This window comes from Escherichia sp. WS1451, from assembly GCF_046487365.1.
Lineage (GTDB): Bacteria > Pseudomonadota > Gammaproteobacteria > Enterobacterales > Enterobacteriaceae > Escherichia > Escherichia coli.
Map to the genome: position 1 here is coordinate 528,198 of NZ_JBJQJP010000001.1, position 14,066 is coordinate 542,263.

The 14,066-nt window shown below is 50.7% G+C and carries 12 protein-coding genes and 2 tRNA genes; 8 read left to right on the plus strand and 6 right to left on the minus strand.

Annotated elements, in window-relative coordinates:
- Positions 1 to 112 precede the first annotated feature (112 nt).
- The 4 genes from ACJHX7_RS02695 to narI are packed head-to-tail and all read left to right on the plus strand — an operon-like array spanning position 113 to position 6,775.
- Positions 113 to 3,856, plus strand: a complete 3,744-nt coding sequence (locus ACJHX7_RS02695; protein ID WP_022645590.1) for a nitrate reductase subunit alpha — start codon at positions 113 to 115, stop codon at positions 3,854 to 3,856.
- Positions 3,853 to 5,391, plus strand: coding sequence for a nitrate reductase subunit beta (gene narH / locus ACJHX7_RS02700; protein ID WP_000702650.1), 1,539 nt, complete (start codon positions 3,853 to 3,855; stop codon positions 5,389 to 5,391). Before ACJHX7_RS02695 ends, narH begins: the two co-directional genes overlap by 4 nt.
- The gene (gene narJ, locus ACJHX7_RS02705) at positions 5,388 to 6,098 is read left to right on the plus strand and encodes a nitrate reductase molybdenum cofactor assembly chaperone (RefSeq protein WP_000571695.1); all 711 of its coding nucleotides are present in this window, start codon (positions 5,388 to 5,390) and stop codon (positions 6,096 to 6,098) included. The genes narH and narJ overlap by 4 nt, the downstream gene beginning before the upstream one ends.
- Complete coding sequence (narI, locus tag ACJHX7_RS02710) at positions 6,098 to 6,775, plus strand: respiratory nitrate reductase subunit gamma (protein WP_001160110.1); 678 nt, start codon at positions 6,098 to 6,100, stop codon at positions 6,773 to 6,775. The genes narJ and narI overlap by 1 nt, the downstream gene beginning before the upstream one ends.
- 183 nt (positions 6,776 to 6,958) lie before the next feature.
- Here the strand turns inward: narI and ACJHX7_RS02715 are convergent.
- From ACJHX7_RS02715 to ACJHX7_RS02730, 4 genes are all read right to left on the minus strand, one after another.
- Positions 6,959 to 7,043: transfer RNA gene (locus tag ACJHX7_RS02715), tRNA-Tyr, on the minus strand.
- A gap of 34 nt (positions 7,044 to 7,077) precedes the next feature.
- Positions 7,078 to 7,162 (minus strand) — tRNA-Tyr (locus ACJHX7_RS02720).
- 159 nt (positions 7,163 to 7,321) lie between these two features.
- A complete protein-coding gene (gene purU / locus ACJHX7_RS02725; protein WP_032294056.1) occupies positions 7,322 to 8,164 on the minus strand; it encodes a formyltetrahydrofolate deformylase in 843 nt (280 codons plus the stop codon).
- Between the two features lie 49 nt (positions 8,165 to 8,213).
- Positions 8,214 to 8,672 (minus strand): YchJ family protein, encoded by a 459-nt coding sequence (locus tag ACJHX7_RS02730; RefSeq protein ID WP_001361954.1) that lies wholly within the window; start codon positions 8,670 to 8,672, stop codon positions 8,214 to 8,216.
- 112 nt (positions 8,673 to 8,784) lie between these two features.
- On the opposite strand from ACJHX7_RS02730, the gene rssA reads away from it, so the two are divergent.
- The 3 genes from rssA (at position 8,785) to galU (ending at position 11,905) form a co-directional block, all read left to right on the plus strand.
- Positions 8,785 to 9,690, plus strand: a complete 906-nt coding sequence (rssA, locus tag ACJHX7_RS02735) for a patatin-like phospholipase RssA (protein WP_001226476.1) — start codon at positions 8,785 to 8,787, stop codon at positions 9,688 to 9,690.
- 91 nt (positions 9,691 to 9,781) lie between these two features.
- On the plus strand, positions 9,782 to 10,795 hold the full coding sequence (gene rssB, locus ACJHX7_RS02740) for a two-component system response regulator RssB (RefSeq protein ID WP_000193447.1): 1,014 nt from the start codon (positions 9,782 to 9,784) through the stop codon (positions 10,793 to 10,795).
- Between the two features lie 201 nt (positions 10,796 to 10,996).
- Entirely contained in the window at positions 10,997 to 11,905 is a 909-nt protein-coding gene (gene galU, locus ACJHX7_RS02745; RefSeq protein WP_000718995.1) for a UTP--glucose-1-phosphate uridylyltransferase GalU, read from the plus strand.
- Between the two features lie 144 nt (positions 11,906 to 12,049).
- On the opposite strand, the gene hns is transcribed toward galU, so the two are convergent.
- Positions 12,050 to 12,463, minus strand: coding sequence for a histone-like nucleoid-structuring protein H-NS (gene hns / locus ACJHX7_RS02750; protein WP_001287378.1), 414 nt, complete (start codon positions 12,461 to 12,463; stop codon positions 12,050 to 12,052).
- A 603-nt stretch (positions 12,464 to 13,066) separates the two neighbouring features.
- Between hns and tdk the strand changes: the two genes are divergently transcribed.
- Positions 13,067 to 13,684, plus strand: coding sequence for a thymidine kinase (tdk, locus tag ACJHX7_RS02755; RefSeq protein WP_000068076.1), 618 nt, complete (start codon positions 13,067 to 13,069; stop codon positions 13,682 to 13,684).
- 285 nt (positions 13,685 to 13,969) lie between these two features.
- Here the strand turns inward: tdk and ACJHX7_RS02760 are convergent.
- Positions 13,970 to 14,066 (minus strand): hypothetical protein (locus ACJHX7_RS02760; RefSeq protein WP_223963258.1); only part of this gene is annotated, 97 nt, incomplete at its 5' end.

Consider the following 14,066-nt stretch of genomic DNA (forward strand, 5'->3'; position numbering starts at 1 on the left):
ATCACTCTTGATCGTTATCAATTCTCACGCTGTTTCAGAGCGTTACCTTGCCCTTAAACATTAGCAATGTCGATTTATCAGAGGGCCGACAGGCTCCCACAGGAGAAAACCGATGAGTAAATTCCTGGACCGGTTTCGCTACTTCAAACAGAAGGGTGAAACCTTTGCCGATGGGCATGGCCAGCTTCTCAATACCAACCGTGACTGGGAGGATGGATATCGCCAGCGTTGGCAGCATGACAAAATCGTCCGCTCTACCCACGGGGTAAACTGCACCGGCTCCTGCAGCTGGAAAATCTACGTCAAAAACGGTCTGGTGACCTGGGAAACCCAGCAGACTGACTATCCGCGTACTCGCCCGGACCTGCCAAACCATGAACCTCGCGGCTGCCCGCGCGGTGCCAGCTACTCCTGGTATCTTTACAGCGCCAACCGCCTGAAATACCCGATGATGCGCAAACGCCTGATGAAAATGTGGCGTGAAGCGAAGGCGCTGCATAGCGATCCGGTTGAGGCATGGGCTTCTATCATTGAAGACGCCGATAAAGCGAAAAGCTTTAAGCAGGCGCGTGGACGCGGTGGTTTTGTTCGTTCTTCCTGGCAGGAAGTGAACGAACTGATCGCCGCCTCTAACGTTTACACCATCAAAAACTACGGCCCGGACCGTGTCGCTGGTTTCTCGCCAATTCCGGCAATGTCGATGGTTTCTTACGCTTCCGGCGCGCGCTATCTCTCGCTGCTTGGCGGTACTTGCTTAAGCTTCTACGACTGGTACTGCGACCTGCCTCCTGCATCTCCGCAAACCTGGGGCGAGCAGACTGACGTACCGGAATCTGCTGACTGGTACAACTCCAGCTACATCATCGCCTGGGGTTCAAATGTGCCGCAGACGCGTACCCCGGATGCTCACTTCTTTACTGAAGTGCGTTACAAAGGGACCAAAACTGTTGCCGTCACACCAGACTACGCTGAAATCGCCAAACTGTGCGATCTGTGGCTGGCACCGAAACAGGGCACCGATGCGGCAATGGCGCTGGCAATGGGTCACGTAATGCTGCGTGAATTCCACCTCGACAACCCAAGCCAGTATTTCACCGACTATGTGCGCCGCTACACCGACATGCCGATGCTGGTGATGCTGGAAGAGCGCGACGGTTACTACGCTGCGGGTCGTATGCTGCGCGCTGCTGATCTGGTGGATGCACTGGGCCAGGAAAACAATCCGGAATGGAAAACTGTCGCCTTTAATACCAATGGTGAAATGGTTGTGCCGAACGGTTCTATTGGCTTCCGCTGGGGCGAGAAGGGCAAATGGAATCTTGAGCAGCGCGACGGCAAAACTGGCGAAGAAACCGAGCTGCAACTGAGCCTGCTGGGTAGCCAGGATGAGATCGCTGAGGTGGGCTTCCCGTACTTTGGTGGCGATGGCACGGAACACTTCAACAAAGTGGAACTGGAAAACGTGCTGCTGCATAAGCTACCGGTGAAACGCCTGCAACTGGCTGATGGCAGCACCGCCCTGGTGACCACCGTTTATGATCTGACACTGGCAAACTACGGTCTGGAACGTGGCCTGAACGACGTTAACTGTGCAACCAGCTATGACGATGTGAAAGCTTACACTCCGGCGTGGGCCGAGCAAATCACTGGCGTTTCTCGTAGCCAGATTATCCGTATTGCCCGTGAATTTGCCGATAACGCTGACAAGACGCACGGTCGTTCGATGATTATCGTCGGTGCGGGGCTGAACCACTGGTATCACCTCGATATGAACTATCGTGGTCTGATCAACATGCTGATTTTCTGCGGCTGTGTCGGTCAGAGCGGGGGCGGCTGGGCGCACTATGTAGGTCAGGAAAAACTGCGTCCGCAAACCGGCTGGCAGCCGCTGGCGTTTGCCCTTGACTGGCAGCGTCCGGCGCGTCACATGAACAGCACTTCTTATTTCTATAACCACTCCAGCCAGTGGCGTTATGAAACCGTCACGGCGGAAGAGTTGCTGTCACCGATGGCGGATAAATCCCGTTATACCGGACACCTGATCGACTTTAACGTCCGTGCGGAACGCATGGGCTGGCTGCCGTCTGCACCGCAGTTAGGCACTAACCCGCTGACTATCGCTGGCGAAGCGGAAAAAGCCGGGATGAATCCGGTGGACTATACGGTGAAATCCCTGAAAGAGGGTTCCATCCGTTTTGCGGCAGAACAACCAGAAAACGGTAAAAACCACCCGCGCAACCTGTTCATCTGGCGTTCTAACCTGCTCGGTTCTTCCGGTAAAGGTCATGAGTTTATGCTCAAGTACCTGCTGGGGACGGAGCACGGTATCCAGGGTAAAGATCTGGGGCAGCAGGGCGGCGTGAAGCCGGAAGAAGTGGACTGGCAGGACAACGGTCTGGAAGGCAAGCTGGATCTGGTGGTGACGCTGGACTTCCGTCTGTCGAGCACCTGTCTCTATTCCGACATCATTTTGCCGACGGCGACCTGGTACGAAAAAGACGACATGAATACTTCGGATATGCATCCGTTTATTCACCCGCTGTCTGCGGCGGTCGATCCGGCCTGGGAAGCGAAAAGCGACTGGGAAATCTACAAAGCCATCGCGAAGAAATTCTCCGAAGTGTGCGTCGGCCATCTGGGTAAAGAAACCGACATCGTCACGCTGCCTATCCAGCACGACTCTGCCGCTGAACTGGCGCAGCCGCTGGATGTGAAAGACTGGAAAAAAGGCGAATGCGACCTGATCCCAGGCAAAACTGCACCGCATATTATGGTCGTAGAGCGCGATTATCCGGCAACTTACGAACGCTTTACCTCTATCGGCCCGCTGATGGAGAAAATCGGTAACGGCGGTAAAGGGATTGCCTGGAACACCCAGAGCGAGATGGATCTGCTGCGTAAGCTCAATTACACCAAAGCAGAAGGTCCGGCGAAAGGCCAGCCGATGCTGAACACCGCAATTGATGCGGCAGAGATGATCCTGACACTGGCACCGGAAACCAACGGTCAGGTAGCCGTGAAAGCCTGGGCTGCCCTGAGCGAATTTACCGGTCGTGACCATACGCATCTGGCGCTGAATAAAGAAGACGAGAAGATCCGCTTCCGCGATATTCAGGCACAGCCGCGCAAAATTATCTCCAGCCCGACCTGGTCTGGTCTGGAAGATGAACACGTTTCTTACAACGCCGGTTACACCAACGTTCACGAGCTGATCCCATGGCGTACGCTCTCTGGTCGTCAGCAACTGTATCAGGATCACCAGTGGATGCGTGATTTCGGTGAAAGCCTGCTGGTTTATCGTCCGCCGATCGACACCCGTTCGGTGAAAGAAGTGATGGGGCAGAAATCCAACGGCAACCCGGAAAAAGCGCTCAACTTCCTGACGCCGCACCAGAAGTGGGGTATCCACTCCACCTACAGCGACAACCTGCTGATGCTGACTTTAGGTCGCGGTGGTCCGGTGGTCTGGCTGAGTGAAGCTGATGCCAAAGATCTGGGCATTGCCGATAACGACTGGATTGAAGTCTTCAACAGCAACGGTGCTCTGACTGCCCGTGCGGTTGTCAGCCAGCGTGTTCCGGCAGGGATGACCATGATGTACCACGCGCAGGAACGTATCGTTAACCTGCCTGGTTCGGAAATTACCCAACAGCGTGGTGGTATCCATAACTCGGTCACCCGTATCACGCCGAAACCGACGCATATGATCGGCGGCTATGCCCATCTGGCATACGGCTTTAACTACTACGGCACCGTAGGTTCTAACCGCGATGAGTTTGTTGTAGTGCGTAAGATGAAGAACATTGACTGGTTAGATGGCGAAGGCAATGACCAGGTACAGGAGAGCGTAAAATGAAAATTCGTTCACAAGTCGGCATGGTGCTGAATCTCGATAAGTGCATCGGCTGCCACACCTGTTCAGTTACCTGTAAAAACGTCTGGACCAGCCGCGAAGGCGTGGAATACGCGTGGTTCAACAACGTAGAAACCAAGCCAGGCCAGGGCTTCCCGACTGACTGGGAAAACCAGGAAAAATACAAAGGCGGCTGGATCCGTAAAATCAACGGCAAACTGCAGCCGCGCATGGGTAACCGCGCCATGCTGCTGGGTAAAATCTTCGCTAACCCGCATCTGCCGGGGATCGACGATTATTACGAGCCGTTCGATTTTGACTATCAGAACCTGCATACCGCGCCGGAAGGCAGCAAGTCGCAGCCGATTGCCCGTCCGCGTTCGCTGATTACCGGCGAACGGATGGCGAAAATCGAAAAAGGGCCGAACTGGGAAGATGACCTGGGCGGTGAGTTCGACAAGCTGGCGAAAGACAAGAACTTCGACAACATCCAGAAGGCGATGTATAGCCAGTTCGAAAACACCTTCATGATGTATTTGCCGCGCCTGTGCGAACACTGCCTGAACCCGGCATGTGTGGCGACCTGCCCGAGCGGTGCGATTTACAAGCGTGAAGAAGATGGCATCGTCCTGATCGACCAGGATAAATGCCGTGGCTGGCGTATGTGCATCACCGGATGCCCGTACAAAAAAATCTATTTCAACTGGAAGAGCGGTAAGTCTGAGAAGTGCATCTTCTGCTATCCGCGTATTGAAGCGGGTCAGCCGACCGTGTGCTCAGAAACCTGTGTCGGTCGTATCCGTTATCTCGGCGTGCTGTTGTACGATGCCGACGCTATTGAACGTGCAGCCAGCACTGAGAACGAGAAAGATCTTTACCAGCGTCAGCTGGACGTGTTCCTCGATCCGAACGATCCGAAAGTCATCGAGCAGGCGATTAAAGACGGTATTCCGCTGAGCGTTATTGAAGCCGCACAGCAGTCGCCGGTTTATAAAATGGCAATGGAATGGAAACTGGCGCTGCCGCTGCATCCAGAATATCGCACACTGCCGATGGTCTGGTACGTGCCGCCTCTGTCTCCGATTCAGTCTGCAGCAGACGCGGGTGAGCTGGGTAGCAACGGCATTCTGCCAGACGTCGAAAGCCTGCGCATTCCGGTGCAGTATCTGGCGAATCTGCTGACCGCCGGTGATACCAAACCGGTACTGCGCGCGCTGAAACGTATGCTGGCGATGCGTCATTATAAACGTGCTGAAACCGTTGACGGGAAAGTGGATACCCGTGCGCTGGAAGAGGTCGGTCTGACCGAAGCCCAGGCACAGGAGATGTACCGTTATCTGGCGATTGCTAACTACGAAGATCGCTTTGTGGTGCCGAGTAGTCATCGTGAACTGGCGCGGGAAGCCTTCCCGGAGAAAAATGGCTGCGGCTTTACCTTTGGTGATGGCTGCCACGGTTCAGATACCAAATTCAATCTGTTCAACAGCCGCCGTATCGATGCCATCGACGTAACCAGCAAAACGGAGCCGCACCCATGATCGAACTCGTGATTGTATCGCGTCTCCTTGAATATCCGGATGCTGCCTTATGGCAGCATCAACAAGAGATGTTTGAGGCGATTGCCGCGTCGAAAAATCTGTCGAAAGAAGATGCCCATGCGCTGGGCATTTTCCTGCGCGATTTAACGGCGATGGATCCGCTCGATGCTCAGGCCCAGTACAGCGAACTGTTCGACCGTGGCCGCGCCACGTCACTGTTGCTGTTTGAACATGTGCACGGCGAATCCCGCGACCGCGGTCAGGCGATGGTAGACCTGCTGGCGCAGTATGAGCAGCACGGTTTGCAGTTAAACAGCCGCGAATTGCCCGACCATCTGCCGCTGTATCTGGAGTACCTGGCGCAGCTGCCGCAAAGCGAAGCCGTGGAAGGTTTGAAAGATATTGCGCCGATTCTGGCATTGCTGAGTGCGCGTCTGCAACAGCGTGAAAGCCGTTATGCCGTGCTGTTTGATCTGCTGCTGAAACTGGCGAATACCGCTATCGACAGCGACAAAGTGGCGGAAAAAATTGCCGACGAAGCGCGCGACGATACGCCGCAGGCGCTGGATGCCGTTTGGGAAGAAGAGCAGGTTAAATTCTTTGCTGACAAAGGCTGCGGTGATTCAGCAATCACTGCCCATCAACGTCGCTTTGCCGGTGCCGTCGCACCGCAATATCTGAATATCACCACCGGAGGACAGCACTAATGCAATTCCTGAATATGTTCTTCTTTGATATCTACCCGTACATAGCCGGGGCGGTCTTCCTGATTGGTAGCTGGCTGCGTTATGACTACGGGCAGTACACCTGGCGCGCGGCGTCCAGCCAGATGCTGGATCGCAAAGGGATGAACCTGGCATCGAACCTGTTCCATATCGGTATTCTGGGGATTTTTGTCGGTCACTTCTTCGGTATGTTGACGCCGCACTGGATGTATGAAGCCTGGCTGCCGATTGAAGTGAAACAGAAAATGGCGATGTTTGCTGGTGGTGCCAGCGGTGTGCTGTGTCTGATTGGCGGCGTGCTGTTGCTGAAGCGTCGTCTGTTCAGCCCACGCGTGCGTGCAACCACTACCGGAGCGGATATCCTGATCCTGTCGCTGCTCGTTATCCAGTGCGCGCTGGGCTTGCTGACCATTCCGTTCTCCGCCCAACATATGGACGGTAGCGAGATGATGAAACTGGTTGGCTGGGCGCAGTCGGTAGTGACCTTCCACGGTGGCGCTTCTCAACACCTTGATGGTGTGGCGTTTATCTTCCGTCTGCACCTGGTGCTGGGGATGACGTTATTCCTGCTGTTCCCGTTCTCGCGTCTGGTGCACATCTGGAGCGTCCCGGTGGAGTATCTGACACGTAAGTATCAGCTGGTGCGCGCTCGTCACTAAGCGAATTTTAGTTCACATAGACCCTGCTTCGGCGGGGTTTTTTTATGGGCACGGTGCGGGGTGAGTTGTCGGATGTGCTTCGCTTATCCGAACTTCAGGGGAGGATATTTTAGGTCCGGTAAACGCGGTGCCATCGGGCAGAATTAGCTCGGAGTAACAGGTTTTGAGTATTTCAGGAAGTATTGGTGGTGGGGGAAGGATTCGAACCTTCGAAGTCGATGACGGCAGATTTACAGTCTGCTCCCTTTGGCCGCTCGGGAACCCCACCAGGGGTAATTCAAATTCTGAGGTAATGCTTGAGATGGTGGTGGGGGAAGGATTCGAACCTTCGAAGTCGATGACGGCAGATTTACAGTCTGCTCCCTTTGGCCGCTCGGGAACCCCACCACGGGGTAATGCTTTTTACTGGCCTGCTCCCTTATCGGGAAGCGGGGCGCATCATATCAAATGACGCGCCGCTGTAAAGTGTTACGTTGAGAAAAATGAACTGGTTGCGTAATTTTCATCCGTAACGGATTAAAGGTAACCAGTTATTTTTGCTGGCGATTAAAGAATAATCGTCCGATTACCGTAAACAAAGACGCGCTGCGCCAGTACTTTGTAGAGTGCGCGACTTAAGACGTTTTTCTCGACGTCACGACCTGCGCGCATCATATCTTCAGCTGTGTAGGTATGATCGACATGAATAACGTCCTGCATGATGATTGGACCTTCGTCCAGATTGTCATTCACATAGTGAGCGGTTGCGCCAATAATCTTCACGCCACGTTCATAGGCCTGGTGATAAGGACGTGCGCCGATAAACGCTGGCAGGAATGAATGGTGAATATTGATGATCTTATTCGGGAAGCGTGCCACAAATTCTGGCGTTAATACCCGCATATACTTCGCCAGCACCACGTAGTCAGGCTGATAAGCATCAATGGCATCCGCCATCTTTTGATCGTGCTCGTTGCGACTTAATCCTTCATGACTTACCAGCTCAAACGGAATATCAAAACGCTCAACCAGAGAACGTAAAGTATTGTGGTTACCAATAACTGCCGCGATTTCGACATCCAGGCCGCCGTAATTGGCTTTCATCAACAAATCGCCAAGGCAATGCGCCTCTTTAGTGACCAGAATCACTATCCGGCGACGACCGGCAGGATTCAGCTCACGTACGGAGCCTTCTGGCAATGCGCTGTCGAGATCCGCCAGCAGGGTGGAATCATTAAAAATTCCTTCCAGTTCCGTGCGCATAAAAAAGCGCCCGGTACGGTGATCAACAAATTCATTGTTCTGCACGATATTTAACTCGTGCTTGTAGCAAATATTGGTAATACGTGCGATCAGACCTTTTTGGTCCGGACAAATAGTACGCAGAACTTTACGTTGGAGTGAATGCATTGCTGGAAAAACCTTGTTGAGAGTGTTTGCTAAACCGTACCGTCAACCATTATTGGCCGCAGCACTTTTTAAATTTTTTACCTGAACCACAAGGGCAGGGATCGTTGCGGCCAAACTGCGGACGTGTACCGTCAATATAGTACCATTGACCGTTTTCTTTCAAAAATCGCGAACGTTCAATGATTGCACCTGTTTTGCCACCTTCGGTAAATCGAGCAACAAAACTGACAAATCCGATATTGTCGGCGTCCTGCCAACAATGTTCAAATACGGTCAATCCCAACCATTCAGTATGCGCAAATCCGGCCATCAATTCGGCACGTAACGCCGCCGCTCCACAAGATGGATGCCAGGTCTTTATTAAATAATCTGCGTCTTTCATCACAAAAGCGCAGTAACGCGAACGCATGAGATGTTCTGGATCAGGTGCAACCTTTTCACCAGACACATAAGGGTGGCAACATAGGCTATACTCGACAGCACTACCACAGGGACAAAGCTGAGACACAAATAATCTCCCTGGAAACAATAACGGCGTATTAACCGCCTGAGTAGCACTATGTTAACCGAGCAGTAGCGATGTGGCTACGATTGCATTCCAGGGGAATCTTGCGGGAATAATGAGAAAGATAAAAATAGGGCTGGCGCTGGGATCTGGCGCGGCGAGAGGTTGGTCGCATATTGGCGTTATTAATGCGCTAAAAAAAGTGGGTATTGAAATTGATATCGTTGCAGGATGCTCAATTGGTTCGCTGGTGGGCGCGGCCTATGCATGCGATCGATTATCTGCGCTGGAAGATTGGGTAACCTCTTTCAGTTATTGGGATGTTTTACGCCTGATGGATCTCTCCTGGCAGCGCGGTGGGTTACTGCGCGGCGAGCGTGTCTTCAATCAATATCGCGAAATAATGCCGGAAACAGAGATCGAAAATTGTTCCCGTCGCTTCGCGGCTGTTGCCACCAATTTAAGTACTGGGCGCGAATTATGGTTTACTGAAGGCGATCTCCATCTTGCTATTCGTGCATCATGCAGTATTCCAGGACTCATGGCACCCGTTGCGCATAACGGCTACTGGCTGGTTGATGGGGCAGTAGTTAACCCAATTCCTATTTCGCTCACGCGTGCATTGGGTGCTGATATTGTGATAGCGGTCGACCTGCAGCACGATGCTCATTTGATGCAACAAGATCTGCTCTCCTTTAATGTCAGTGAAGAAAATAGCGAGAATGGTGATTCTCTGCCGTGGCATGCGCGTCTGAAAGAAAGGTTGGGCAGCATAACGACACGTCGGGCGGTGACAGCGCCAACGGCAACAGAGATTATGACCACTTCTATCCAGGTGCTGGAGAACCGCCTTAAAAGGAACCGCATGGCAGGTGATCCGCCCGATATTCTGATTCAACCTGTTTGCCCGCAAATATCTACGCTTGATTTCCATCGCGCGCACGCTGCCATTGCGGCTGGGCAGCTGGCAGTGGAAAAGAAAATGGACGAACTTTTGCCGTTGGTACGCACCAACATTTGACCAGAATTTTTATCTACACTTAAGTTAATTCTGACAGGCGCAGGTGGCAATAGCATGCCACTATTGAGTAAAGCCAGTCAGGGGAGAGAACATGACGCAGCCATTGGTCGGAAAACAGATTCTCATTGTTGAAGATGAGCAGGTATTTCGCTCGCTTCTGGATTCGTGGTTTTCCTCATTGGGAGCGACAACGGTACTGGCGGCTGATGGGGTGGATGCCCTTGAGTTGCTGGGAGGTTTCACTCCAGACCTGATGATATGTGATATCGCGATGCCACGAATGAACGGGCTTAAACTGCTGGAACATATACGCAACAGAGGTGACCAGACACCGGTTCTGGTGATATCTGCCACTGAAAATATGGCAGATATTGCCAAAGCGTTACGTCTGGGCGTTGAAGATGTTTTGCTGAAACCAGTTAAAGATCTGAATCGCTTGCGCGAGATGGTTTTTGCCTGTCTCTATCCCAGCATGTTTAATTCCCGCGTTGAGGAAGAGGAAAGGCTTTTTCGCGACTGGGATGCAATGGTTGATAACCCTGCCGCAGCGGCGAAATTATTACAGGAATTGCAACCGCCGGTTCAGCAGGTGATTTCCCATTGCCGGGTTAATTATCGTCAATTGGTTGCCGCGGACAAACCCGGCCTGGTGCTTGATATTGCCGCACTTTCGGAAAACGATCTGGCATTTTATTGCCTTGATGTCACCCGAGCTGGACATAATGGCGTACTTGCTGCCTTGTTATTACGCGCATTGTTTAACGGATTATTACAGGAACAGCTTGCACACCAAAATCAACGGTTGCCAGAGTTGGGCGCGTTATTGAAGCAGGTAAACCATTTACTCCGTCAGGCCAATCTGCCGGGGCAGTTTCCGCTATTAGTTGGCTATTATCATCGCGAACTGAAAAATCTCATTCTGGTTTCTGCGGGTCTGAATGCGACGTTAAATACCGGCGAACACCAGGTACAAATCAGTAATGGTGTTCCGTTAGGCACTTTAGGTAACGCTTATTTGAATCAATTGAGCCAGCGATGCGATGCCTGGCAATGCCAAATATGGGGAACCGGTGGTCGGCTGCGCTTGATGTTGTCTGCAGAATGAGCAAACGATAACGCGGGCTAAATTTGCATTACCTGCTAATGTCGGCTGGTGGTACTATCGTCGCCATTCGTATAAGTAATTGTCTTAATTATGCTAACTCGCCTCCTTTTCAGAACTTAGCCCCTTCGGGGTACTGATATACTGGGATGCGATACAGAAATATGAACACGTTCAAAACACGAACAGTCCAGGAGAATTTAAATGGCTGCCATTAATACGAAAGTCAAAAAAGCCGTTATCCCCGTTGCGGGATTAGGAACCAGGATGTTGCCGGCGACGAAAGCCATCCCGAAAGAGATGCTGCCACTTGTCGATAAGCCATTAATTCAATACGTCGTGAATGAATGTATTGCGGCTGGCATTACTGAAATTGTGCTGGTTACTCACTCATCTAAAAACTCTATTGAAAACCACTTTGATACCAGTTTTGAACTGGAAGCAATGCTGGAAAAACGTGTAAAACGTCAACTGCTTGATGAAGTGCAGTCTATTTGTCCGCCGCACGTGACTATTATGCAAGTTCGTCAGGGGCTGGCGAAAGGCCTGGGACACGCGGTATTGTGTGCTCACCCGGTAGTGGGTGATGAACCTGTGGCTGTTATTTTGCCTGACGTTATTCTGGATGAATATGAATCCGATTTGTCACAGGATAACCTGGCAGAGATGATCCGCCGCTTTGATGAAACGGGTCATAGCCAGATCATGGTTGAACCGGTTGCTGATGTGACCGCATATGGCGTTGTGGATTGCAAAGGCGTTGAATTAGCGCCGGGTGAAAGCGTACCGATGGTTGGCGTGGTTGAAAAACCAAAAGCGGATGTTGCGCCGTCTAATCTCGCTATTGTGGGGCGTTACGTACTTAGCGCGGATATTTGGCCGTTGCTGGCAAAAACCCCTCCGGGAGCTGGTGATGAAATTCAGCTCACCGACGCAATTGATATGCTGATCGAAAAAGAAACGGTGGAAGCCTATCATATGAAAGGGAAGAGCCATGACTGCGGTAATAAATTAGGTTACATGCAGGCCTTCGTTGAATACGGTATTCGTCATAACACCCTTGGCACGGAATTTAAAGCCTGGCTTGAAGAAGAGATGGGCATTAAGAAGTAACATCCGTATCGGTGTTATCCACGAAACGGCGTTGAGCAATCGACGCCGTTTTTTTATAGCTTATTCTTATTAAATTGTCTTAAACCGGACAATAAAAAATCCCGCCGATGGCGGGATTTTTAAGCAAGTGCAATCTACAAAAGATTATTGCTTGATCAGGAAATCGTCGAGGGATTTACCTTGCTCATCCATTGCTTTTTTGATTACAGCTGGAGTACGGCCCTGGCCAGTCCAGGTTTTAGTTTCGCCGTTTTCGTCAACGTAGCTATATTTTGCCGGACGCTGAGCACGTTTAGCTTTGGTGCCAGATTTAACGGCAGCAAGGCTATTCAGCAGTTCGTTCGGGTCAATACCGTCAGCGATCAGCATTTCGCGATATTGCTGCAGTTTACGAGTGCGCTCTTCAACTTCAGCAGCAGCCGCGCTTTCTTCTTCGCGACGTTCGTTAACAACAACTTCTAATTTTTCCAGCATTTCTTCCAGCGTTTCAAGTGTACATTCTCTTGCCTGCGCACGAAGAGTACGGATGTTGTTCAGAATTTTAAGTGCTTCGCTCATTGTAGTAATCTCAAACTTATATTGGGGTGGTTTGTTGAGGTAATAATAGAGCCTTAAATTCAGTTGTGCAATAGCCAGGAATGTAAGGAATTCAAAATTGTTCTTTATTTTGTGCCGCCAATAAATATCTTTTCATAAAATTAGCCAGAAAAGACGCGGCATATAGCCCTATTTGCACCGATGATTTCGCAGCACGTGAGGTTAAAACTTCCTGATTCATGTCACATTTTATGGGGAGATTATCGTAGGCTGACGACCTTTCAGTCTTCTGTATTAGTCGTGTTTACGAGAATTCCCTATTAAGCGAATGATGAAAAGTAGAACAGTCGCAATAAGAGCAGGGACTTAGTATTGCACTATCTCCAGGAGGTCAACAGAGGGCTATTACTTGCGCAACAGGTTAAAGATTGTGAATAGTTACCAGCAGTCATTTACCCGCTTATAACAAGCGAGGCAGTTGTAATGATAGCTCAGAAGGATTATGCAAGGCTTCGTAAGGGAGAACGCATATACCACTTCTGTGCATACTGTTGAGCTGAAAAACTGACGAATTATGATAAACTCCAGCCAACTTTAATTCATATCATTGAGGGCCTGTGGCTGATGGCACAGCTATATTTCTACTATTCCGCAATGAATGCGGGTAAGTCTACAGCATTGTTGCAATCTTCATACAATTACCAGGAACGCGGCATGCGCACTGTCGTATATACGGCAGAAATTGATGATCGCTTTGGTGCCGGGAAAGTCAGCTCGCGTATAGGTTTGTCATCGCCTGCAAAATTATTTAACCAAAATTCATCATTATTTGATGAGATTCGTGCGGAACATGAACAGCAGGCAATTCATTGCGTACTGGTTGATGAATGCCAGTTTTTAACCAGACAACAAGTATATGAATTATCGGAGGTTGTCGATCAACTCGATATACCCGTACTTTGTTATGGTTTACGTACCGATTTTCGAGGTGAGTTATTTATTGGCAGCCAATACTTACTGGCATGGTCCGACAAACTGGTTGAATTAAAAACCATCTGTTTTTGTGGTCGCAAAGCAAGCATGGTGCTGCGTCTTGATCAAGCAGGCAGACCTTATAACGAAGGTGAGCAGGTGGTTATTGGTGGTAATGAACGCTACGTTTCTGTATGCCGTAAACACTATAAAGAGGCGTTAGAAGTCGGCTCATTAACGGCTATTCAAGAAAGGCATCGCCACGATTAATAAGAATTTCTTTACTGACAGGGTGAGCAGGGCGCTTTTATCCTGTCAGTTCGTTTTACTCACTTCATCCGGTGTATATACCCTTCTCGACAGTTCTTTAACGCCACTATACCCCTCACAGAGCGCTTATACACCGACATTGACTTGTAACCTGTAAAGTACAATATCGCTGTGTGTAGGCGTTATACATCGTCGCAAATATGATGAAGGACAATGCTGTCGGTTTATGGGAAAGTTGCTTTGGGTAAAACAAAAAAACGGCCCCAGAAGGGTAATGCCAGTCAGTTAAGCAACTGACTGGCTCTTTTTCGGGGCTGTGGGGTATTTCCAGGGCCTCTCCTTTACCACTCTCGGGAAGGCCCTTTCCCTTCTTGTCGGTAAT

Coding starts and splice junctions, on each gene's coding strand:
- ACJHX7_RS02695 (WP_022645590.1), top strand. CDS start 113: ATGAGTAAATTCCTGGACCGGTTTCGCTACTTCAAACAGAAGGGTGAA.
- narH (WP_000702650.1), top strand. CDS start 3,853: ATGAAAATTCGTTCACAAGTCGGCATGGTGCTGAATCTCGATAAGTGC.
- narJ (WP_000571695.1), top strand. CDS start 5,388: ATGATCGAACTCGTGATTGTATCGCGTCTCCTTGAATATCCGGATGCT.
- narI (WP_001160110.1), top strand. CDS start 6,098: ATGCAATTCCTGAATATGTTCTTCTTTGATATCTACCCGTACATAGCC.
- purU (WP_032294056.1), bottom strand. CDS start 8,164: ATGCATTCACTCCAACGTAAAGTTCTGCGTACTATTTGTCCGGACCAA.
- rssA (WP_001226476.1), top strand. CDS start 8,785: ATGAGAAAGATAAAAATAGGGCTGGCGCTGGGATCTGGCGCGGCGAGA.
- rssB (WP_000193447.1), top strand. CDS start 9,782: ATGACGCAGCCATTGGTCGGAAAACAGATTCTCATTGTTGAAGATGAG.
- galU (WP_000718995.1), top strand. CDS start 10,997: ATGGCTGCCATTAATACGAAAGTCAAAAAAGCCGTTATCCCCGTTGCG.
- hns (WP_001287378.1), bottom strand. CDS start 12,463: ATGAGCGAAGCACTTAAAATTCTGAACAACATCCGTACTCTTCGTGCG.
- tdk (WP_000068076.1), top strand. CDS start 13,067: ATGGCACAGCTATATTTCTACTATTCCGCAATGAATGCGGGTAAGTCT.